This is a genomic window from Stappia indica, assembly GCF_009789575.1.
In the GTDB taxonomy this organism is placed as follows: domain Bacteria; phylum Pseudomonadota; class Alphaproteobacteria; order Rhizobiales; family Stappiaceae; genus Stappia; species Stappia indica_A.
On sequence record NZ_CP046908.1, the window covers coordinates 652,639 to 673,305 of the forward strand.

General features: G+C 66.8%; 18 protein-coding genes. 10 read left to right on the forward strand and 8 right to left on the reverse strand.

Annotation, left to right across the window (positions count from 1 at the left end; genetic code table 11):
* The first annotated feature begins 25 nt into the window (after positions 1-25).
* From GH266_RS03000 to rsmA, 4 genes are all read left to right on the forward strand, one after another.
* On the forward strand, positions 26-2,359 hold the full coding sequence (locus tag GH266_RS03000) for an LPS-assembly protein LptD (RefSeq protein ID WP_209001529.1): 2,334 nt from the start codon (positions 26-28) through the stop codon (positions 2,357-2,359).
* A gap of 327 nt (positions 2,360-2,686) precedes the next feature.
* Positions 2,687-3,574 (forward strand): SurA N-terminal domain-containing protein, encoded by an 888-nt coding sequence (locus tag GH266_RS03005; protein WP_209001530.1) that lies wholly within the window; start codon positions 2,687-2,689, stop codon positions 3,572-3,574.
* A gap of 14 nt (positions 3,575-3,588) precedes the next feature.
* Complete coding sequence (pdxA, locus tag GH266_RS03010; protein WP_158192571.1) at positions 3,589-4,608, forward strand: 4-hydroxythreonine-4-phosphate dehydrogenase PdxA; 1,020 nt, start codon at positions 3,589-3,591, stop codon at positions 4,606-4,608.
* A complete protein-coding gene (gene rsmA / locus GH266_RS03015; RefSeq protein ID WP_158192572.1) occupies positions 4,605-5,447 on the forward strand; it encodes a 16S rRNA (adenine(1518)-N(6)/adenine(1519)-N(6))-dimethyltransferase RsmA in 843 nt (280 codons plus the stop codon). Before pdxA ends, rsmA begins: the two co-directional genes overlap by 4 nt.
* Before the next feature lie 86 nt (positions 5,448-5,533).
* Here the strand turns inward: rsmA and gmk are convergent, their stop codons facing one another.
* The 7 genes from gmk to fabD form a co-directional block, all read right to left on the reverse strand.
* Complete coding sequence (gene gmk, locus GH266_RS03020; RefSeq protein ID WP_158192573.1) at positions 5,534-6,229, reverse strand: guanylate kinase; 696 nt, start codon at positions 6,227-6,229, stop codon at positions 5,534-5,536.
* A 21-nt stretch (positions 6,230-6,250) separates the two neighbouring features.
* Complete coding sequence (locus GH266_RS03025) at positions 6,251-7,147, reverse strand: YicC/YloC family endoribonuclease (RefSeq protein WP_209001531.1); 897 nt, start codon at positions 7,145-7,147, stop codon at positions 6,251-6,253.
* 53 nt (positions 7,148-7,200) lie between these two features.
* Positions 7,201-8,403, reverse strand: a complete 1,203-nt coding sequence (gene mltG / locus GH266_RS03030) for an endolytic transglycosylase MltG (protein ID WP_158192574.1) — start codon at positions 8,401-8,403, stop codon at positions 7,201-7,203.
* Between the two features lie 156 nt (positions 8,404-8,559).
* Positions 8,560-9,825 (reverse strand): beta-ketoacyl-ACP synthase II, encoded by a 1,266-nt coding sequence (gene fabF / locus GH266_RS03035; protein ID WP_158196022.1) that lies wholly within the window; start codon positions 9,823-9,825, stop codon positions 8,560-8,562.
* Positions 9,826-9,885: 60 nt separating this feature from the next.
* The gene (locus GH266_RS03040; protein ID WP_120267673.1) at positions 9,886-10,122 is read right to left on the reverse strand and encodes an acyl carrier protein; all 237 of its coding nucleotides are present in this window, start codon (positions 10,120-10,122) and stop codon (positions 9,886-9,888) included.
* 292 nt (positions 10,123-10,414) lie between these two features.
* Entirely contained in the window at positions 10,415-11,152 is a 738-nt protein-coding gene (gene fabG, locus GH266_RS03045; protein ID WP_067215795.1) for a 3-oxoacyl-[acyl-carrier-protein] reductase, read from the reverse strand.
* 38 nt (positions 11,153-11,190) lie between these two features.
* Positions 11,191-12,132: an ACP S-malonyltransferase gene (fabD, locus tag GH266_RS03050; protein ID WP_158192575.1), complete on the reverse strand. Its 942-nt coding sequence runs from the start codon at positions 12,130-12,132 to the stop codon at positions 11,191-11,193.
* A 395-nt stretch (positions 12,133-12,527) separates the two neighbouring features.
* Here fabD and rpsF point away from each other — a divergent pair, with 395 nt between their 5' ends.
* The 4 genes from rpsF (at position 12,528) to tyrS (ending at position 15,541) form a co-directional block, all read left to right on the forward strand.
* Positions 12,528-12,989 (forward strand): 30S ribosomal protein S6, encoded by a 462-nt coding sequence (rpsF, locus tag GH266_RS03055; RefSeq protein WP_158192576.1) that lies wholly within the window; start codon positions 12,528-12,530, stop codon positions 12,987-12,989.
* 12 nt (positions 12,990-13,001) lie between these two features.
* On the forward strand, positions 13,002-13,250 hold the full coding sequence (rpsR, locus tag GH266_RS03060) for a 30S ribosomal protein S18 (protein WP_029057383.1): 249 nt from the start codon (positions 13,002-13,004) through the stop codon (positions 13,248-13,250).
* A gap of 90 nt (positions 13,251-13,340) precedes the next feature.
* Positions 13,341-13,943, forward strand: coding sequence for a 50S ribosomal protein L9 (gene rplI, locus GH266_RS03065; RefSeq protein ID WP_158192577.1), 603 nt, complete (start codon positions 13,341-13,343; stop codon positions 13,941-13,943).
* A gap of 341 nt (positions 13,944-14,284) precedes the next feature.
* Complete coding sequence (tyrS, locus tag GH266_RS03070; protein ID WP_158192578.1) at positions 14,285-15,541, forward strand: tyrosine--tRNA ligase; 1,257 nt, start codon at positions 14,285-14,287, stop codon at positions 15,539-15,541.
* 93 nt (positions 15,542-15,634) lie between these two features.
* On the opposite strand, the gene GH266_RS03075 is transcribed toward tyrS, so the two are convergent.
* On the reverse strand, positions 15,635-18,907 hold the full coding sequence (locus tag GH266_RS03075) for an AsmA-like C-terminal domain-containing protein (protein WP_158192579.1): 3,273 nt from the start codon (positions 18,905-18,907) through the stop codon (positions 15,635-15,637).
* A 196-nt stretch (positions 18,908-19,103) separates the two neighbouring features.
* On the opposite strand from GH266_RS03075, the gene GH266_RS03080 reads away from it, so the two are divergent.
* Together GH266_RS03080 and GH266_RS03085 are read left to right on the forward strand one after the other, a co-directional pair.
* Positions 19,104-19,577 carry a peroxiredoxin gene (locus GH266_RS03080; protein WP_158192580.1) on the forward strand — a complete coding sequence of 158 codons (474 nt, stop codon included), beginning with the start codon at positions 19,104-19,106 and terminating at the stop codon, positions 19,575-19,577.
* A gap of 63 nt (positions 19,578-19,640) precedes the next feature.
* Positions 19,641-20,585, forward strand: a complete 945-nt coding sequence (locus GH266_RS03085) for a ferritin-like domain-containing protein (RefSeq protein WP_158192581.1) — start codon at positions 19,641-19,643, stop codon at positions 20,583-20,585.
* The last annotated feature ends 82 nt before the right edge of the window (positions 20,586-20,667 follow it).

Below are 20,667 nucleotides of genomic sequence, written 5' to 3' on the forward strand. Positions count from 1 at the left end.
GCGTGCGCGCGCGATTCGTGCGTCCTTGCTCGCCGGCACGCTGCTGTCCGGTGCCGCGCTCGCACTGCTGAGCGCCGCAGCGCTCGCTCCCCGTCCCGCCCTTGCCCAGGACAACGCCCTCGATTCGCTGGGATCGCAAGTCGACCCGGCCGAGCCGCTCCTGCTCGAGGCGACGGAACTGCGCTATGATTTCGACCGGGACATCATCTCGGCCATCGGAAATGTGCAGATCTATTATGGCGGCAACACGGTGGAAGCGGACCGCGTCGATTTCGACCGTCGCAACAACCGTCTGCGCGCTAACGGCAATGTTCGCCTGACCGAGCCGAACGGCAATGTCCTGCGCGCGGCCTCGATGGAACTGTCTGACGATCTGCGCGACGGCTTCGCCACGGCGCTGCAGCTCGACACGCCGCAGCGCACCCGCTTCATCGCCGACGGAGCGCGCCGCGAAAACGGCAACCGCACGAGCTTCGACAACGGCCTCTACACGGTCTACACCAGCGCGAAGAACCCGCCGGACAAGCCGCCGCTCTGGCGCATCCGCGCGCAGACCATCGTCCATGACCAGCAGGAAAAGACGATCGAGTTCGAGAAGGCCTCCTTCGAGTTCTTCGGCCGCTCGCTCGTCTACCTGCCGTATCTGTCGATGCCGGACCCGAGCGTCAAGCGGAAGTCGGGCCTGCTGATTCCCAATTTCGTCTATGGCGACCGGGTGGGTGCGGGCATGCGCATCCCCTACTATTTCGCCATCGACCCGTCGCGCGACCTGCTGATTTCCGCAACGCCGCTGAGCAAGCAGGGCGTGCTCGGACAGTTCGACTGGCGCCAGCGGCTGATGGACGGTGCCTATTCGATCCACGCTGCCGGCATCTTCCAGGCGCGTCCGGACGAGTACACCACCTCGAGCGGCAACCGCGACTTTCGCGGCGTGATCGCCTCGGAGGGCGAGTTCGACATCAATCAGCGCTGGAAGTGGGGCTGGGACCTGTCCTGGCGCACCGACCGCTCGTTCCTGCGCGACTACAAGTTCGCCCCGCTCGGCAATGCCAGCGACGTGTCGAAGATCTACCTGACGGGACAGAGCGAGCGGAACAGGTTCGACCTGCGCGCCTACGCCTTCCGCATCTCGCAGGAAGACTATACCGCTCTGGCCACGCTCGATGCCCCCGGCTTCATTCCTGTCGGCAGCCGCCTGCAGGACAAGCAGCCCTTCGTCCATCCGGTGCTCGACTGGAACTACATTTTCGAGAACCCGATTGCCGGCGGCGAGCTGGCCTTGACGGGCAATCTCACCAGCCTGACCCGCGACCAGACCGATGCGATCCAGATCGGCGGCCTCACCCGCTTCCGCGGTGTCGAAGGCACGTTCACCCGCGCCAGCCTGGAGGCCGAGTGGCGCTCCACGCTGATCGATTCCTTCGGCCAGGTGTTCACGCCCTTCGCCTATGTGAAGGGCGATCTGTACTTCCTCGCCTCGCAGGACAGGAACGTCGCCTCGATGACCGACGAGAGCTTCGTCGGCCGCATCATGCCGGCCGTCGGCCTCGACTACCGCTTCCCGTTCATCGGCACATTCCAGGGCGGCCACCAGATCATCGAGCCGGTGGCCCAGGTCATCGTCCGTCCGAACGAGACGCGCATCGGCGAGCTGCCGAACGAGGACGCGCAGAGCATCGTCTTCGATTCCACAACGCTGTTCGAATACGACAAGTTCTCCGGCTTCGACCGCAGCGAGGGTGGCACCCGAACCAATGTCGGCCTGAAATACAGCCTGAACTTCGATCAGGGCTATCATGTCAGCGCCCTGTTCGGTCGGTCGTTCCATCTCGGCGGCACCAACTCGTTCAAGCAGGCCGACATCCTCGGCGCCACCACCAGCTCGGGTCTTGCCACCAACTACAGCGACTATGTCGGCAGCCTCTATTTCGACAGCCGGCAAGGCTTCCGGATGGGCGCGCAGGCCCGCTTCGATCACAAGAACTTCTCCGTCCGCCGCGCACAGGTCGAGGCAACAGGCATCTACGGTCCGGTCACTGGCAACCTTGCCTATGCCTATCTGTCGCCGCAGCCCAACCTCGGCATCGCCACGCCGCGCGAGGAGCTCATCGGCTCGGCCAGCCTGCGGCTGCAGGAGAACTGGCGGATGTTCGGCTCCGTACGCTTCGACCTCGAGCGCCGCAACATGGTTCGCGACAGCTTCGGCGTCGGCTATGACGACGAGGGTTTCTCGGTATCCTTCGCCTATTCCGAAGACCGCAGCCGCAACAATGGCCAGACGACAGACCGGCTGTTCTTCTTCCGGTTCGGCCTGCGCACGCTCGGCGACACGCAGTTCTCGACCACCGGAAACAACTAGGGACCAGATGTCCGCGCCGGGCATGCCGCACGGAGCGGATCGCACGCGATGACAGGCCCGTTTCGCTGGCGATCTCGCAAGACCCTCGGCGAGACAGCTGCTTCCGACGGATTTTGGCCGTTTTCTGGTGTCACAGCAGTTCGCAGGATAGCATCGCCGGGAAAATTGGCTGAAGGCAGGTGCACGCGCCTTCAGAGAAGACCGTTCTGCGACCGGGCCTTGGCCGTCCGGAACCGGCGAAACGAGTAGCGGCGACACTGGACGCGACGAAAGTGGACGCGACGACAGGGGGAATGAATGACTGCAAAGCGCTGGATGCTCGCGGGCTTGGCGATTCTGATCGCCGCCACCGTTTCCGGCGGACCGCTCGCCGCGCAGACCGCCATCAAGGTGATCGTGAACAACAAGCCGATCACCACCTATGACATCAATCAGAGATCCAGCCTCCTGCGCCTGACCGGCAGCCGTGGCGGCGCCAAGCAGGCGACGGAAGAGCTGATCGAAGAAGTTCTGAAGATGCAGGAAGCCGAACGAGCCGGCATACGCATCACCAAGGCGGATGTCGACGAGGCCTACGCGACGCTCGCCAGCCGCGTGAAGCTGACGCCGGCACGCCTCACCCAGGCGCTCGCCCAGTCGGGCGTGAAGGCAGAGACCATGCGCCAGCGCATCCAGGCCGAGATCGCCTGGAGCCAGCTGCTGCGCGCGCGCTTCCAGTCCGAGGTGCGCATTTCCGAATCCGACGTGATCGCCGCCCTGCGCAAGCAGGAGGACAAGAGCAGCGACACCAGCATGGAATATCGGATCCAGCCGATCATCTTCGTCGTGCCGGCAAAGACCGGTGCCAGCGGCAAGAACCAGCGCCGCCGCGATGTCGAGAACTTCCGCTCGCGCTTCTCGTCCTGCAACGAGGCCCAGACGCTCGCCAGCGAGTTCCGCGAAGTGGTGGTGATGCCGATGGTCACCCGTCTTGAAACCGAGGTGCCGGCCCCGCTCAAGGAAGCGCTGGACAAGACGGCTGTCGGCAAGGTGACCACCGCCCAGGACAGCTCCAAGGGCCTGGAAGTCTACGCGGTCTGCGACAAGCGCGAGATCGCCAGCAACGCCGCCGCGCGGATGGAGGTCGAGGACGAGCTGCGCAACAAGGAAGGCGAGCAGATGAGCCGCCGCTACATGCGCGAGCTGCGCAGCCGCGCCATCATCGACTACCGCTGAGCCGACCGGTCCGCATGCGCGCCAGTTTCAAGCCTCTCGCCGTCACCATGGGTGACCCCGGCGGTATCGGTCCCGATGTCGCCCTTCTTGCGTGGAACGAACGGATAAGGCGTGAGCTGCCGCCGTTCTACCTGCTGGCCGATCCGGCCTTTCTCGCCTCCCGCGCGGCCCTGCTCGGGCTTGACGTGGCGATTGCCGAGGTTGCCCCGGGCGAAGCGCTGGAGGCCTGGAACGAGCACCTGCCCGTCGTGCCGCTCGGCATGAGCGTGCCTGATCGTCCCGGCATTGCCGATCCGGCGACGGCAGCAGCCGTCATCGCCTCGATCGACCGCGCCGTTGCCGACACGCAGGCAGGCCTCGCTGCCGGTCTCGTCACCAACCCCATCCAGAAGAAGGCGCTCTACGACGCCGGCTTCACCCATCCCGGCCATACCGAGTATCTCGGCGAGTTGGCGCGGCGCGCGGGTGCGCAGGACGCGACCCCGGTGATGCTGCTGGCCGGCCCCGACCTGCTCGTCGTGCCGGTCACGGTCCACATCCCGCTGCACAATGTGCCGAAGATGCTGACCACCGGCCTGATCGTCGATGTCGGGCGGATCGTGCATCAGGAACTGGTGCGCCGGTTCCGCATCAAGGCGCCGCGCATCGCCGTCGCCGGCCTCAACCCGCATGCGGGCGAAGGCGGGGCGCTCGGTTACGAGGACGACGAGATCATCGCCCCGGCCGTGGCGGAGCTGCGCTCCATGGGCATCGATGTCCAGGGCCCCCTGCCCGCCGACACGATGTTCCATGCCGAAGCCCGCGCCGGCTATGACTGCGCCCTGGCCATGTATCACGACCAGGCGCTGATCCCGGCCAAGACGCTGGCTTTCCACGACGCGGTCAACGCAACGCTCGGGCTGCCCTTCGTGCGCACCTCGCCGGACCACGGCACGGCCCTCGGCATTGCCGGCACCGGCAGCGCCCGCCCGGACAGCTTCGCCGCCGCCATCAGGCTCGCCGCCGTACTGGCGGACCCGGGCCTCATCGAATGAGCCAGATCGACGACCTGCCGCCGCTGCGCGATGTCATCCGCACCCATGAGCTGCTGGCCCGCAAGTCGCTGGGACAGAACTTTCTGCTCGACCTGAACCTGACGCTCAAGGTCGCCCGCACCGCCGGGGACCTGAGCGAGTGCACGGTGCTCGAGGTCGGGCCAGGTCCCGGCGGCCTCACCCGCGCTCTGCTGGTCGCGGGCGCAAGACGTGTGGTGGCAGTCGAGAAGGATGCCCGGTGCCTGCCGGCGCTTGCCGAGATCGCCGCCCGCTATCCCGGACGGCTGGAGGTGCTGGAGGCAGACGCGCTGACCATCGATCTGGAGCGGATCGCCGATGGCGGCTCACTGAAGATCGTCGCCAACCTGCCCTATAATGTCGGAACCCAGTTGCTGGTCGACTGGATCACCAGTGCGAGCTGGCCGCCGCTCTGGCAGTCGCTGACGCTGATGTTCCAGAAGGAAGTGGCCGAGCGCATCGTCGCCGAGCCCGGCAGCAAGGCCTATGGCCGCCTCGGCGTGCTGGCCGGCTGGCGCTGCCACGCAACGCTCGCCTTCGAGGTCGGGCCGAAAGCCTTCACGCCGCCACCGAAAGTCACCTCGGCCATCGTCCACCTGACACCGCGCAAGGCGCCTCTCGACTGCGACCTGAAGGCGCTGGAGCGCCTCACCGCCGCAGCCTTCGGCCAGCGCCGCAAGATGCTGCGCGCCAGCCTCAAGCCGCTTGCCGCAGACGCGGAGGCACGCATCGCTGCCGTCGGCATCGAGCCGACCATGCGTGCCGAGCAGCTCGACATCGCCGAGTTCGTCAAGCTGGCCAACGCCTTCGCCGCCGGCTGACACTCTCCCCTTTAGCACTGCGGATATGAAAAAAGGCGCCCCAATGGGGCGCCTTTGCTCCATGCGGCTCGTGCCGGCGCCGGCCCTCAGGCCTCGCCGGTCTCGCGCCTCAGGTCCTCGACCATGCCTTCGATGAACGGGCCGATGGCCGGGCTGCGCTCGCGGCGTAGCCGCTCGGCGCGCAGGATCGACAGCGCACCGCCGAATGCGGTCTGCAGGTCGTCGTTGACGATCACATAGTCATAGTCCTGCCAGTGCTTCATCTCGCCGACCGCCGTCTTCAGGCGGCGCTGGATGACGTCCTCCTCATCCTCTGCCCGGCGGTGCAGGCGGGACTTCATCTCGGCGATGGACGGCGGCAGGATGAACACCGACACCACGTCGCCGCGCATCTTCTCGTAGAGCTGGAACGTGCCCTGGATATCGATGTCGAACAGGACGTCGCGGCCGCCAGCCAGCGCCTCCTCCACCGGATCGCGCGGCGTGCCATAATAATTGCCGTGCACCTCGGCCCATTCCAGCAGCTCGCCGCGATCGCGCATCTGCTCGAAGCGCTCGCGCGAGATGAAGTGGTAGTGCACGCCGTCGATCTCGCTCGACCGGCGCGGCCGCGTGGTGACGGATACGGAAAGCTCCAGGCTGTGCTTTTCCCGGTCGAGAAGCTGCCGTGCGATGGTCGACTTGCCCGCGCCCGACGGCGAGGACAGCACCAGCATCAGTCCGCGCCGACGCGCTGCCGCCTCGCTCGATGTCACAACCGTTCCGCCGGTCGCTGTCGTCATGCCCCTGCCCCGTTGGTTCTGTTATTCAAGGTTCTGGATCTGCTCGCGCATCTGGTCGATGACCGTCTTGAGCTCCAGCCCGATGGCGGTCAGCTCCGTGCCGTTCGACTTGGAGCAGAGCGTGTTGGCCTCGCGGTTGAACTCCTGCGCGAGAAAATCGAGACGCCGGCCGACCGGGCCGCCCGCATCCAGCAGCTCGCGGGCCGCATGCACATGGGCCACCAGCCGGTCCAGCTCCTCGCGAATGTCCGCCTTGGTGGCGAGCAGCGCCGCCTCCTGGTGCAGCCGCACCGGATCGAGCGCCGCGCTGCTGCCGAGGAGCGCCTCGACCTGCGCTGCGAGCCGTGCCCGGATCGCCTCGGGTGCCCGGCAGGGCGCCGCTTCCGCCTGGCCCGTCAACTCGGCGATCGTCGCCAGTTGGCCGCGCAGGACCGTGGCAATGGCCGCGCCTTCATTGCGGCGCATGCGGGCAAGTTCCCCCAAGGCGCCTTCCAGCGACGCCTTCAGCGCCTCGACCAGCGCTTCGCGCTCCGCCGGATCTTCCTCCGGCTCCTTCCATTCGATGACGCCGCGCTGCGACAGAATGCCGTCGAGGGCAACGGGCGCCGCATCCGGCAGACGCTGGCGCACGGCATCCAATGCCGACAGCAACGCATCGAGCGCCGCCTCGTTGATCTGCGGCACCGCCTCGCCCTGGCTGCGCTGAAAGCTGAGCCCGATGGTGACGTTGCCGCGGGTGAGATGGCGCCCGGCCGCTTCGCGGCAGAAGACTTCCAGCGCTTCCAGCCCGCCAGGCAGGCGCATGCGCAGGTCCAGCCCCTTGCCATTGACCGAGCGCAGCTCCCACGTCCACCGCGCAGCCCCGAGGGAACCGTCGGCACGGCCAAAGCCGGTCATGCTGCAAAGCGAAAGTGTCATCTGCGAAACTGCCCCCACAGGTCTGGAATCACGCAACAATCAGAGCGCGCGACTTAGCCGCCGCTGCCCCCGTTGGCGGCTCCGCCCTGCGTACCCTGTTCCTCGCGCTCACGACGCTCGCGCTCCACCTGACGCCAGCGCGCGACATTGCGCTGATGCTGCTCGTAGGTCTCGGCGAAGACGTGTCCGCCGGTACCGTCGGCCACGAAATAGAAGTCCTTCGTGCGCGAGGGATTGGCGACGGACTCCATGGCCGCGCGCCCCGGATTGCCGATCGGGCCCGGCGGCAGCCGGTCGATCTGGTAGGTATTGTAGGGGTTGCGGGCATCGAGCTGCGAGCGGGTGATCGCCGAACGGTCCTGCAGCCAGGCCTCGCCGCCGTAAAGCCCGTAGAGGATCGTCGGATCCGACTGAAGGCGCATGCCCTGGCGCAGGCGGTTGACGAAGACGCCAGCCACGCGCGGCCGCTCGTCGGCCCGCGCGGTCTCCTTCTCGACGATGGAGGCCAGCACCACCAGTTCCTCCGGCGTTTCCACCGGCAGCCCTTCGGTACGTCGGTTCCAGATGTCGGCAAGCGCCTTGGTCTGCGCATCCTTCATCTGCTGGATGATCTGCGCCCGGGTGGTGCCGCGCGTGAACGTATAGGTCTCGGGCAGCAGCGACCCTTCCGGCGGGATCTCGTCCAACTCGCCGGTCAGCACCGGATGCTCGCGTACCCGGGCGACGATCTGCGCGCTCGTCCACCCCTCCGGCACGGTCACCGTGTGATAGACAGCCTTGCCGCTGACGAGGTCGTCCATCACCTGGCGCATCGAGACGCCGGGGGCGAACGCATATTCGCCCGCCTTCAGCCGGGCGGCATTCTTGTAGGCCTGCACGCCGGCCCAGAACACGTTGGAATCCTCGATGACACCCTGGTTCTCCAGCGTGTCGGCAATCATCCGCAGCCCGGAGCCCGAGGGAATGACCACCGTCTTTTCCGCCGCGAGCGGGCCCGGCGCATCGAACTCGGCCTTGCCCCAGTAGAGCATCGCGCCGGTGCCGATCACCACGAGCACCGCCAGCGATAGCAGCGCATTGACGACGATGACGAGAGGATTGCGGACATGGCGCGAGCGCAGCGGCGGCGGCGGGGCCTGCTCCGGCTGGATCGCTTCGCGCGGGCTCTTGGGATGGGGGCGGAACGGAGCGCCCTCGTCCTTGGGAGCACTCTCGGAGGAAGCACTATCGGTCTCTCGGCCTGGCGTCTCGGTCATCTGTCCTGTCCGGTCCTTTTGATCGAGGCAATGGACATGCCACTTGGCCCGAAATTATGGCCAAACCGGGAAGGATAGATCCGCCCGGCGCAACTGGGGATCGGCTTCGCCGGCCGCGAGGGGAAAACCCGCTCGCCACCGGCGCAGGAAGTCCTGTCAGGCCGCGACCTTGCGGAAAACGAGCGAGGCATTGGTGCCGCCGAAACCGAAGGAATTCGACAGCGCCGTATCCACGTTCATGCGCTTTGCCGCCTTCGGAACCAGATCGATCTCGGTCTCGACGGACGGATTTTCGAGATTGATCGTCGGCGGCACGATGCTGTCGCGGATCGCCAGCAGCGAGAAGATCGCCTCGATGGCACCGGCGGCTCCGAGCAGGTGACCGGTCGACGACTTGGTCGAGGACATGGTCAGCTGCGCGGCACTGTCGCCGGCAAGACGCTGGATCGCGCCAAGCTCGATCTCGTCGCCGAGCGGCGTCGAGGTGCCATGTGCGTTGATATAGTCGATGTCGGCCGGGACAAGGCCGGCGCGCTTCAGCGCCGCCTGCATGCAGCGATAGGCACCGTCACCATCGGCCGCCGGAGCGGTGATGTGATAGGCATCGCCCGACAGGCCGTAGCCGACGACTTCGCCGTAGATCTTCGCGCCGCGGGCCTTGGCGTGCTCGTATTCCTCGAGCACGACGACACCTGCGCCCTCGCCCATGACGAAACCGTCGCGGTCCTTGTCATAGGGGCGCGAGGCTGCCTCGGCACGGTCGTTGAAGCCGGTCGACAGGGCGCGCGCGGCGGCAAAGCCGGCGAGCGACAGACGGCAGACCGGCGATTCGGCACCGCCCGCCACCATCATGTCGGCGTCGTCGAGCGCGATCAGCCGCGCCGCGTCGCCGATGGCATGGGCGCCGGTAGAACAGGCCGTGACGACCGCATGGTTCGGCCCCTTGAGACCGTGGCGGATCGACACGTAGCCGCTGGCCAGGTTGATCAGCCGGCCGGGAATGAAGAAGGGAGAAATGCGCCGGGGACCCTTTTCGCGCATGACATGGGCCGTGGCCTCTATTCCCTGCAGGCCACCGATACCGGAGCCGATCAGGACGCCTGCGCGATTCTGGTCTTCCGCCGACTTCGCGGACCAGCCGCTGTCACGGATCGCCTGCTCGGCGGCAGCCATGCCGAAAATGATGAACTCGTCGACCTTGCGCTGTTCCTTGGGATCCATCCAGTCGTCCGGATTGAATGTTCCGTTCGACCCGTCTCCGCGGGGAATCTGGCAAGCGATCTGACAGGCGAGATCGTCGACCTCAAAATGGCTGATGCGGGAGGCTCCGCTCCTGCCCTCGAGAATTCTGGACCAGCTCTCCTCGACACCGCACGCCAGGGGCGTGACCATGCCAAGGCCGGTAACGACTACTCGCCTCATCATGAACCTGTATCTGGCGCGTCGGGCGGACACGAAGCCCGCCCGATGCGGAAAACTGAATCAGCCGGCGTTCTTTTCCAGGAACTTCACGGCGTCGCCGACGGTCAGGATCGTCTCGGCGGCATCGTCCGGGATTTCCACGCCGAACTCTTCCTCGAAAGCCATGACCAGCTCAACGGTGTCGAGGCTGTCGGCGCCCAGATCGTCGATGAAGCTCGCCTCCATGGTGACCTTTTCGGCATCGACGCCGAGGTGCTCGATAACGATCTTCTTTACCCGATCCGCGATGTCGCTCATTTCAGAATTCCTCAGTTGCTTCCAACGGTTTTCGCTAGTTCAGCGCTCAGCGCCGCACCTCGTACCCGATCTCCGGAGCTCGGCACCGGAACGAGGCGAATGGGATCCAGCCCGCACCATGTCCGATCCGGCGACCATGGCCGGCCGGACTGGCCGCGCCCGAGCGCCGATCATTCGTGAACGGGTTCGCTGGCCGGCGGGTTCCTAACACACTTTATAGGGCTTGACCAGCCGCCGCACGGCCCTGCGGAACGCCTGTTCCACGGGGCCGGAAGCGGCCGGGTTTGCCAAGTCAAATCATGGCCATACCGCCATTGACGTGCAGCGTCTCGCCGGTCACGTAGGCGGCTTCCTCGCTGGCGAGGTAGAGCGCCGCCGCAGCGATTTCGTCGGCCTTCCCAAGGCGACCCGCCGGCACGGTGGTGAGGATCGATTCCTTCTGCTTGTCGTTGAGCGCGTCGGTCATCGGGGTTTCGATGAAGCCGGGCGCGATCGTGTTCACCGTAATGTTGCGCGAGGCGACCTCGCGCGCAAGCGACTTGGCCATGCCGATGAGGCCGGCCTTGGCCGCTGCATAGTTGCCCTGGCCCGGATTTCCGGTGACCCCGACCACCGAAGCGATGTTGATGATGCGGCCGTAGCGGCGGCGCATCATGCCCTTGACGGCAGCGCGGCACAGCCGGAAGCCCGCCGTCAGGTTGACCTCGATGACGTCGTCCCACTCCTCGTCCTTCATGCGCATGAAGAGGTTGTCGCGGGTGATGCCGGCATTGTTGACCAGAATGTCGAGCTGGCCCATCGCCGCCTCGGCGGCCGGCACGAGCGCATCGACCGCCGCCCGGTCGGACAGGTTGGCCGGCAGCACATGCACGCGCTCGCCGAGATCGGCGGCCAGCGCCTCCAGCTTCTCGGCGCGGGTGCCGGACAGCGCGACGGTGGCGCCGCGGGCGTGCAGCGCGCGGGCGATCGCCTCGCCGATGCCGCCGGTTGCGCCCGTCACGAGCGCGGTCTTGGAAGTCAGGTCGAACATGGGTCTTTGATCCTTGTCTTGCGATGCGCGCCTTGGGTTCAGGCCAGCCGCTCCAGCAGGGCCGCGATGTCGTCGGGCGAATTGACCGCGACGCCGGTCATGTCCTTGGCAATGCGCTTTACCATGCCGGTCAGCACCTTGCCGGTGCCGATCTCGAAGGCGGTGTCGACGCCGGCCGAGGCCATCCACTCGATGGATTCGCGCCAGCGCACCGTACCGGTCACCTGCTCCACCAGCCGGCGGCGAATCTCGTCCGGGTCGCTGGTCGGGCCGGCGAGCACATTGGCGACCAGCGGCACGGCCGGGGCATTGAACGTCACGGTCTCGAACGCGGCGGCCATGGCCTCGGCGGCAGGCTGCATCAGCGCACAGTGGAACGGCGCGCTCACCGGCAGCAGCACCGCGCGGCGGGCGCCCCGACCCTTGGCGATCTCGATGGCCCGCTCGACGGCAGCCTTGTGGCCGGAGACCACCACCTGGCCCGGCGCATTGTCGTTGGCGGCCTGGCAGACCTCGCCCTGGGCGGCTTCCGCAGCGACCGCGGCGGCCTCGGCGAAGTCGAGGCCGAGAAGGGCGGCCATCGCCCCCTCGCCCACCGGCACCGCCTGCTGCATCGCCGTGCCGCGAATCCGCAGCAGCCGCGCCGCATCGCCGATCGACAGCGTGCCGGCGGCGGCCAGCGCCGAATATTCGCCCAGCGAATGACCGGCCACATAGGCAACGCTGGAGGCAAGGTCGAGGCCCCGCGCTTCGGCCGCGCGCATGGCCGCGAGGCTCACCGCCATCAGCGCCGGCTGGGCATTGGCCGTCAGCGTCAGCTCCTCGGGCGTGCCGTTCCACATGATGTCGCTGAGCTTCTGCCCCAGCGCCTCGTCCACTTCATCGAACACCGCCCGGGCCTCGGCGAAAGCGTCGGCCAGGTCCTTGCCCATGCCGACAGCCTGGCTGCCCTGTCCCGGAAACGTGAATGCGATACTCATTGGCGCTGGCTCCAACATCCCTTGCGCGGCCGGATTCGCGTCTGCCCGTCCGTCTTGTCTCGAAATGTGCCGCAAAGAGACGTCCCAGGCACATACTGTCAAGGTGGAGCATGGAAAAAACACGCGCAATCCCTCCGCTCCGCCTTGCGAAGCCGCGCAACTGGTGTATAAGCCACGCTTCGTTCGGAACTCTGGCCGGGGGCTGAACGGAAGGCCCGCTGCGTGCCGGCTTCTCTTCGAATGGAGAGAGGCAGGCAACAGGCGGGCAGGTCGGCAAAGTGTCGTCCGTCTTCCCGTGTCTCCGCCTTCGAAGTTGCTTCGATCCGCCTTTCTTGAAGGCTCGAAGAGGCTTAGCGCCGGGTTCCGGGAACTGAAACGGAAAGAAAGGCACCCTCATGCCGCTTTACGAGCATGTGTTCCTGGCTCGCCAGGACGTCTCGGCCCAGCAGGTCGAGCAGATGGTCGAGCAGTACAAGGCCCTGATCTCCACCAACGGCGGCAACGTCGGCAAGGTCGAGAGCTGGGGTCTGCGCACGCTGGCCTACCGCATCAACAAGAACCGCAAGGCTCATTACACGCTGATGAACCTGGACGCCTCCCCGGCCGCCGTGGCCGAGATGGAGCGCCAGATGCGCATCAACGAGGACATCCTCCGCTTCATGACGCTGCGCGTCGAGGAGCACGAGGAAGAGCAGTCCGCGATGATGCAGAAGCGTGACCGCGACGACCGTCGTGGTGGTCGTGGTGATCGCGGCGACCGTGGTGATCGTGGTGGCCGTGACCGCGGCGATCGTGGTGACCGTGGCGATCGCGGTGATCGTGGCGACCGCGGCGGACGCCGCTTCGACGAAGAATAAGGAGCTAACGCAATGGTCGATATCGCACAGCTGCCGACGCGCCGCCCCTTCTTCCGCCGTCGGAAGACCTGCCCGTTCTCCGGCGCCAACGCGCCGAAGATCGACTACAAGGACATCCGCCTCCTGCAGCGCTACATCTCCGAGCGTGGCAAGATCGTGCCGAGCCGCATCACCGCGGTGTCCGCCAAGAAGCAGCGCGAGCTCGCGCGTGCCATCAAGCGCGCCCGTTTCCTCGGCCTGCTGCCCTTCGTGATCAAATAAGATCACGGCTTTCCAATCGGCTGGGACAGGCCGGCTCGCCGGCCGTCCCTAACCGCGCAAGACGCGGGACAGACGAAAAGGATCACGACAATGCAGATCATTCTTCTCGAGCGCGTCGCCAAGCTCGGCCAGATGGGCGAAGTGGTGCGCGTGCGCGATGGCTTCGCGCGCAACTACCTGCTGCCGCAGGGCAAGGCGCTGCGTGCCACCAAGTCCAACCTGCAGCGCTTCGAAAGCGAGCGCGCGCAGCTTGAGGCTCGCAACCTGGAGCGCAAGTCGGAGGCCGAGTCGGTCGCCAAGACGCTCGACGGCCAGACCTTCACGGTCATCCGCCAGGCTGGCGAGACCGGCCAGCTCTACGGTTCCGTGTCGACGCGCGACATCGCCGACGTGATGACCGAAGGCGGTTTCTCCTCGGCTCGTTCGCAGGTTCGCCTCGACCGTCCGATCAAGACCATCGGCCTGCACGAGGTTGCCGTCGTCCTTCACCCGGAAGTCGAGGTGTCGGTGACGCTCAACGTCGCCCGCTCCGCCGACGAGGCCGAGCGCCAGGCGCGCGGTGAGGACCTCACCGGCCGCGAGCAGGACACGTTCGAGTTCGAAGAGGACGAGGACGAGGATGCCGAGGGCGAAGGCGAAGGCGACGACGCCGTTGAGGCCGACGCCGAGGCTGACGAGGAAGAGGCTCTCTGAGCCGCTTTCCACGCGCACCGAATTGAAAAGGCCCCGCTTGCGGGGCCTTTTTGCTTTGGGAGGCCCGCCCCCTTGTCACTGCCGCGTCATCCGCACCTGCTACCAGAGTCGTGATGTCGGCGCGACCCAACCCTCGCCCGGCCTCGACCCGCAAAACTTCACAGCGGCCGGCTTGTCCGGCCGTTTTTTTGTTCGCGGTTGCGCGATCCCGCGCGCTTGCGCTTTTTGCATGGCAGCTGCCGGCGACCTGATTTCTCCGTGATCTCGGCAACGAGTTCGGCTAAGAAATGCGGGCCCTTTCAGGGCGCGTTTCATGTCACCACAAGATGCAGATTGGCAAGATGACCGGATTCAAGTCGGATTTCCTGAGGACCCTTAGCGAGCGTGGCTTCATCCACCAGATGTCGGATGAGACCGGGCTCGACGATCTCCTGCGGACTCAGACGGTCACCGCCTATATCGGCTATGATCCGACGGCATCCAGCCTGCATGTCGGTCATCTGATGCAGATCATGATGCTGCACTGGTTCCAGGCGACCGGCCACCGGCCGATCTCGCTGATGGGCGGCGGCACCGGCATGGTCGGCGACCCTTCCTTCAAGGAGGAGGCCCGCAAGCTGATGACCGTGGAAATGATCGAGGACAATATCGCCTCGATCAAGCGCGCTTTCTCCAACTACATCGACTACGACAAGGGCCCGCTCGGCGGCGGCCTGATGATCAACAACGCGGACTGGCTGCGCCCGCTCAACTACCTCGAGTTCCTGCGCGACGTCGGCCGCCACTTCTCGGTCAACCGGATGCTGTCCTTCGACAGCGTGAAAACCCGACTCGACCGCGAGCAGTCGCTGTCCTTCCTCGAATTCAACTACATGATCCTGCAGGCCTACGACTTCGTCGAACTGGCCCGGCGCTACGACTGCCGGCTGCAGATGGGCGGCTCCGACCAGTGGGGCAACATCGTCAACGGCATCGATCTCGGCCACCGCATGGGCACCCAGCAGCTCTATGCGCTGACCTCGCCGCTGCTGACCACCTCGTCGGGCGCCAAGATGGGCAAGACGGCCTCTGGCGCGGTCTGGCTCGATGCCGACCTGCTGTCGGTCTATGACTTCTGGCAGTACTGGCGCAACACCGAGGACGGCGACGTCGAGCGCTTCCTGAAGCTGTTCACGGTGCTGCCGCTGGACGAGATCGCCCGCCTTGCCGCCCTTGGCGGCTCGGAGATCAACGAGGCGAAGAAGGTACTCGCGACCGAGGTCACCGCCATCCTTCACGGCCGCAAGGCTGCCGAGGAGGCAGCGGAAACCGCCCGCCGGGCCTTCGAGGAAGGCGCGCTGGCCGAGGGCCTGCCGACGGTGGAGATCGCCCGCGGCGAGCTCGACGCCGGTCTCGGCCTGCTGGCCGCCTTCGTCGCGGCGGGCCTGTGCGCCTCCAACGGCGAGGCGCGCCGACAGGTCAAGGGCGGCGGCCTTCGCGTCAACGACGTGGTCGCCCAGGACGAGAAGCGCGTGCTCGGCGCGTCCGACCTGGTCGACGAGGGCGTCATCAAGCTCTCGCTCGGCAAGAAGAAGCATGTGCTGCTGAAGGCCGTCTGAGCTTCACGCCGGCCTTCGACACGACCGATACGACTGCAAAACCCCGGGCGCTCGCGCCCGGGGTTTTGTCTTTCTGGGAGGCCCGTCGGCCCCTCAGCGGTATTCGAAGATCTTCCGGAAAATGCCCGGCGCCATGGCGGAGGCCGGGTTCACGGTCAGCACCGGTTCGGCGAGCGAGCCGGTCAGCCGGTAGGTGACGCCGATCAGGCCCTCGTCGGAGCCGCCGCCGAGCGCAAAGCCCAGAATCGGGATCTTGGCGAACAGGTTGTTGAGCGCGAAGACCGGCACGAACGTGCCGGTCATGTCGAGAGACCGCGCCGCCAGATTGACATTACCCGACACCGTGCCGCCGATGGTCGGGCCGGCCAGCGTGCCGTCGGTGATCGTCAGCAGATCGCCATTGCGGCGGAACTCCAGGTCCAGCGCGCTGAACGTCGCTTCGCCGCCCCGTTCGGCCGCCGCCATCAGCTGCTGCCGGCGCGGATCGCGCGCTTCCAGCACGCCGGGGCTGCGCGCAAGCTCGCGGATCGCCGGGTCCTCGGTGATCGCCAGCCGCTTGATCTTGAAGCGGCCCGTCCAGTCGGTCGCCGTCGGCATGGCGATCGACAGCAGACCGACACCGCCGCGCATGCGGTCATAGAGATTGGCAAAGCGCAGGATCGCCCCGGTATCCTGGAAGGTGCCGGCCAGTTCACGCCCCGCGCCCTCTCCCGTCAGCTTCGCGAAGAAAACCGACTTGCCGCCGGACGAGCCGGACACGTCTAGGGCGCGCAACTCGCCGCCGGACTTCGACATGGCAAGCGACACGCCGGACAAGGTCACGCCGTTGAAGCCGATCAGCTGGCCGACCTCGGCGGTGATCTTGAGCGCGGTCTTGTCCGCCGCCCCGCCCTTGCTGGTCGCGCTCATGCTGGCGATCAGACCGCGCGCGTCGAGCCGCGTTGCCTGCAGGTCGACGGTGATCTGCCGGCCACGCTTGGACAGGCGCAGACTGGCATCGTCGCTCGCCCGCAAGGCGAACCGCGAAAACTCGGCCCGCTCCAGATCGCCGGACGAGGTCAGCGTGATGCCGCCCTCGATTTCCACCCCTTCGGAGGTGAGGCGGAAGCCACGGATCTCGCGGCGGCCGTCCGCCTCCTTCATGCGGAACACGGCGCGTGCGGCAACGCCGGGGCTCTTGCTCCAGCCCACCTCGGCCAGCTCGATGGAAGCCCGCGTCAGGTCCACCTCGTAGGACTGACCGGCATCCGTCTCCTCGGTCGACAGTTTCAGCGGGCCGTTGACGAAGCCGCGAATGTCGATGCCGCGGTCGGCGAGCTGCTCCGCCGTGACCTCGATCACCACGCCCTGCCGGGCGACGACGGCCTCGCCATTGGCATTGTCGAACGGCACGACCAGATCGAGATTGGCCGGCAGCCCGTCGAGACGGCCGCGCCCCTTCAGCGACAGGCTTCCCTCGTCCACCGCAAAGGTGAGGTCGGCGCTGCTCAGCTTGTGGCCGCGGATCGGACGGGCATTGGAAAAGCCCTTGAGCGATCCGGCGAGATCCCAGTCGACATTGTCGACCCGCACGTCCTTCACCAGCGCGAAGGTAGCGTTGAGCGTCATCTCGCCGGAGCCCGCCACATCGTCGGGCGCGAGGTCGTTGCGCGTCAGCACCGTGAAGGGCTCCGCATCCAGAAGCGTCGCCAACGACTTGGCGGGACCCTTGGCGGTCAGTTTCAGGACGCCGGTCTTGTCGCCGCTCTCGCGAATGTCCGGCACCTGGAACACGGTGTCGCTGATGGCGATCTGCTCGCCCGGCCGCGACACCATGACGCCGCCCGGCGAGGTGATCGTCAGCACCTCGTCGGCAACCTGGATACGGCCGGACAGGTCCTGCGCCACCGGCACGGTGCCGACCGTGCTGAGGCTGATATCGGAGAATGCGATGTCGACCTGCACGTCGTCGCCGGACCAGCCCGGTGCCTCGTCCTCCACGTCGAAGGCCGGCGGGCGCAGCGACACGGTTGCCCGCCCGCCCTCGATCCGCCCGTCGACGACATGCTCGATCACCCAGGCACGCGCCGGCGGGATCATCGTGATGGGCCAAAGCCGCTTCAGCGTGGCGACCGACATCGCGGCGCTCTCGACCGCCAGCGCCATGTAGGGGCCGTCCTCGCCGATGCGCAGCGAGCCGGCCCCGTCCATGTCCGCCGTGCCGGAACGCAGCACCAGCTTGTCGAAATGGATTTCCTGGGTGTCCAGGTTGGCGCGCCCCTCCGCCAGGAAGGTCTCCATGGCGAAAGGCGGCCCTGGAACGTCGGAGGGACTGATACGGGCATCGCGCGACAGGACACGGAAGGACCACGCCTCCTGCCATTCGCGCGGCGGCTCGACGATGCCTTCGAAGGGAAGGAAGGTGTTGCCCCTCTGGTATTTGGACGGAACGATGCGAAAGCCCGGCGTTCCCGCCTCCCAGTAGAGCTGGACGTCGATCGTGTCGAAGCCGATCACGGTGCGGCCGCTGTTGATCCAGCCCGGCGAGACGATGACGCCGGCCCGCGTGGTGCCGAAATTGCCCTCAGCGTCCACCGTCACGTCGAGGCGCCCGCGCACCGGAATGCCGAGCCCCTTGCCCGCGCCCACGGAGGCGTCGATGGGCACGAACTCGCCCAGGGAGACGTCATAGACATCGACGCGCATCAGGCTTTCGCCGGTCTCCGCGTCGGTGGAGCGGCTCGCCTTGGCCTTCCACTGGCCCAGCCGGCCGGCAATCTCCGCATCGACCTGCAGCGTTCCGTCGGCCGCCCTCGTCAGCTCCGCGTCGATGCCGCGCATGCGGTAGGTCTTCTCGCCCTCCAGCACGATCTCCGCCGAAACCAGCTCGATGCGGGCGATGCCGCGCCGCGCCAGTTGCGCCACCGCGAGCCGGGCGGTGCGGTCGGCCGCCTCGGCGACCACGGCCATGTCGGGGATCTCGCTGGACGATGCCGAACGCGCGGCGCGCGCGATTCTGAGCCTGGCGTGTTCCAGGCGGATTTCGGCAGGATGCAGGTCGCCGGTCACCAGCGCACCGGCATCGAGCGGGGCGGAGACACGGGGCACATGCAGCGACAGGTCGCTGTCGGCATCGACCTCGATCGCAAGGTCGTGCAGCTCCACCCTGGGCGGCAGGCCTTCGGACAGGTCCACCGTCACCGCCCCGACTTGCAGCTTCGTTCCGGGGATCGAGGCACGCTCGGCGATCATCCGCGCCAGATAGGGCACGGAAACCGGCCCGCCGCCGAAGGTAACGACCAGGCCGCCGACCATCGCCAGCAACAGGACGCCGAGAACCGCCAACACATAGGTGCGCAGCCGCCGCCTGGGCTTGCGATGCAGCACGTCTCGCAACGGCCTGTCACGATGTATGAGGCGTTTCAGCAGTGTCCCGGTCCTCTGGGCATGGCAGTGTGATCATTCGCGATTCGCGACGATCATAGTATGGCGCAAGGGGGATCCGCGCCTGCATGCGATGCGTATCGGTTACAGTCGCGGAAGACCGCACCTTTTACTCTCCAGATGACCAAAGGAAGGCAGAATGTCGGAAATCTCAGCCGGAAGCACCGCCCCCGATTTCGAGCTCGAGCGGGACGGCGGCGACACGCTGCGCCTGTCCGATCTGCGCGGGCGCAAGGTGGTGCTCTACTTCTATCCCAAGGACGACACGCCGGGCTGCACCAAGGAGGCGATCGCCTTCACCGCGCTGGCCTCGGAGTTCGAGGCGGCGGGCGCCGTCATCGTCGGCATCTCGCCGGACACGGCGGCCAAGCACGACAAGTTCAAGGCCAAGCACGATCTGTCGGTGATCCTTGCCGCCGACCCGGATTCGGCCGTGGCTACCGCCTGGGGCGTGTGGGTCGAGAAATCCATGTACGGCAAGAAGTACATGGGCGTGGAGCGCTCGACCTTCCTCATTGACGAGGCCGGCAAGATCGTCGAGACGTGGCACAAGGTCAAGGTGCCTGGCCACGCGGAAGCCGTGCTGGAGGCCGTCCGCGCCGCCGGCAAGTAAGCCGGGTCAGCGCCGCAGGCGCCGGGCCGGCCCGGCGCCGCTCCCGGCGCCTGCGGAGATCAGATGCAAGTTCCCCCAGACAACGTTCCCCCGGACAACGTTTCCCCAGACAATGGCTCGCCGGACAGCGGCACGCCGACCCGCAGCTCCTCCCTGCCCCGCGTCTCGCCGAGCAAGGCCGAGGCGGCCGAGTACACCCCCGCCTCGCTCGCCTGCGGCGCCCGGCGCGTCGTCGCCTCCCGCTCGCTCGATGAAAAGACCAACGTGGCCCACGCCACCGCCCGCGCCTGGTTCGGCCGCACGCTTTCGCTGCGCCGGCGCACGGGCAGCGAGCGCATGCCCGACCAGCCCGGCCGGCCGGACGCTCCCGTCCTGCTGCCGCCGCGCGACATGCCCAAGCGCGCCGTCGGCGGCACCTCGGGCCGCATCGCCCTGCTGCACTCCCTCGCCCATATCGAGCTGAACGCCGTCGACCTGACCTGGGACATGGTCGGTCGCTTCGCCGACCGCCCGCTGCCCCGCTCCTTCTTCGACGATTGGGTGCGCGTCGGGCTGGAGGAGGCCAAGCATTTCTCGCTGCTGCGCCGGCGGCTGGAAGAGCTCGATTCGCATTACGGCGCCCTGCCCGCCCATCACGGGCTGTGGGAGGCGGCCGAAAGCACGGGTGACGACCTCGCCGGCCGCCTTGCCGTCATCCCATTGGTGCTCGAGGCGCGCGGCCTCGACATCACCCCGCCGATGATCGAGAAGGCGCGCCAGCGCGGCGATCCGGAGACCGCGGCGATCCTGGAGATCATCTACCGCGACGAAAAACGCCACGTCGCCTTTGGCGCCAAGTGGTTCCGCTATCTGTGCGACAAGGAGCGCTGCGATCCCGAACGCCGGTTCCAGGATCTCGTGCGGCGCCACTTCAAGGGCGGGCTGAAACCGCCGTTCAACGACAGGGCGCGCTCCGAGGCGGGACTCACTCCGGGTTTTTATCGACCCCTCTCCCGCCTCATCGGCTGATCGGATTCTCGAATTCAGACAGTTCCTTAGCTTTTGTTAACCTTAACGCAGCATGATCGGATCCGAAGAAGGTGCCGCGTAT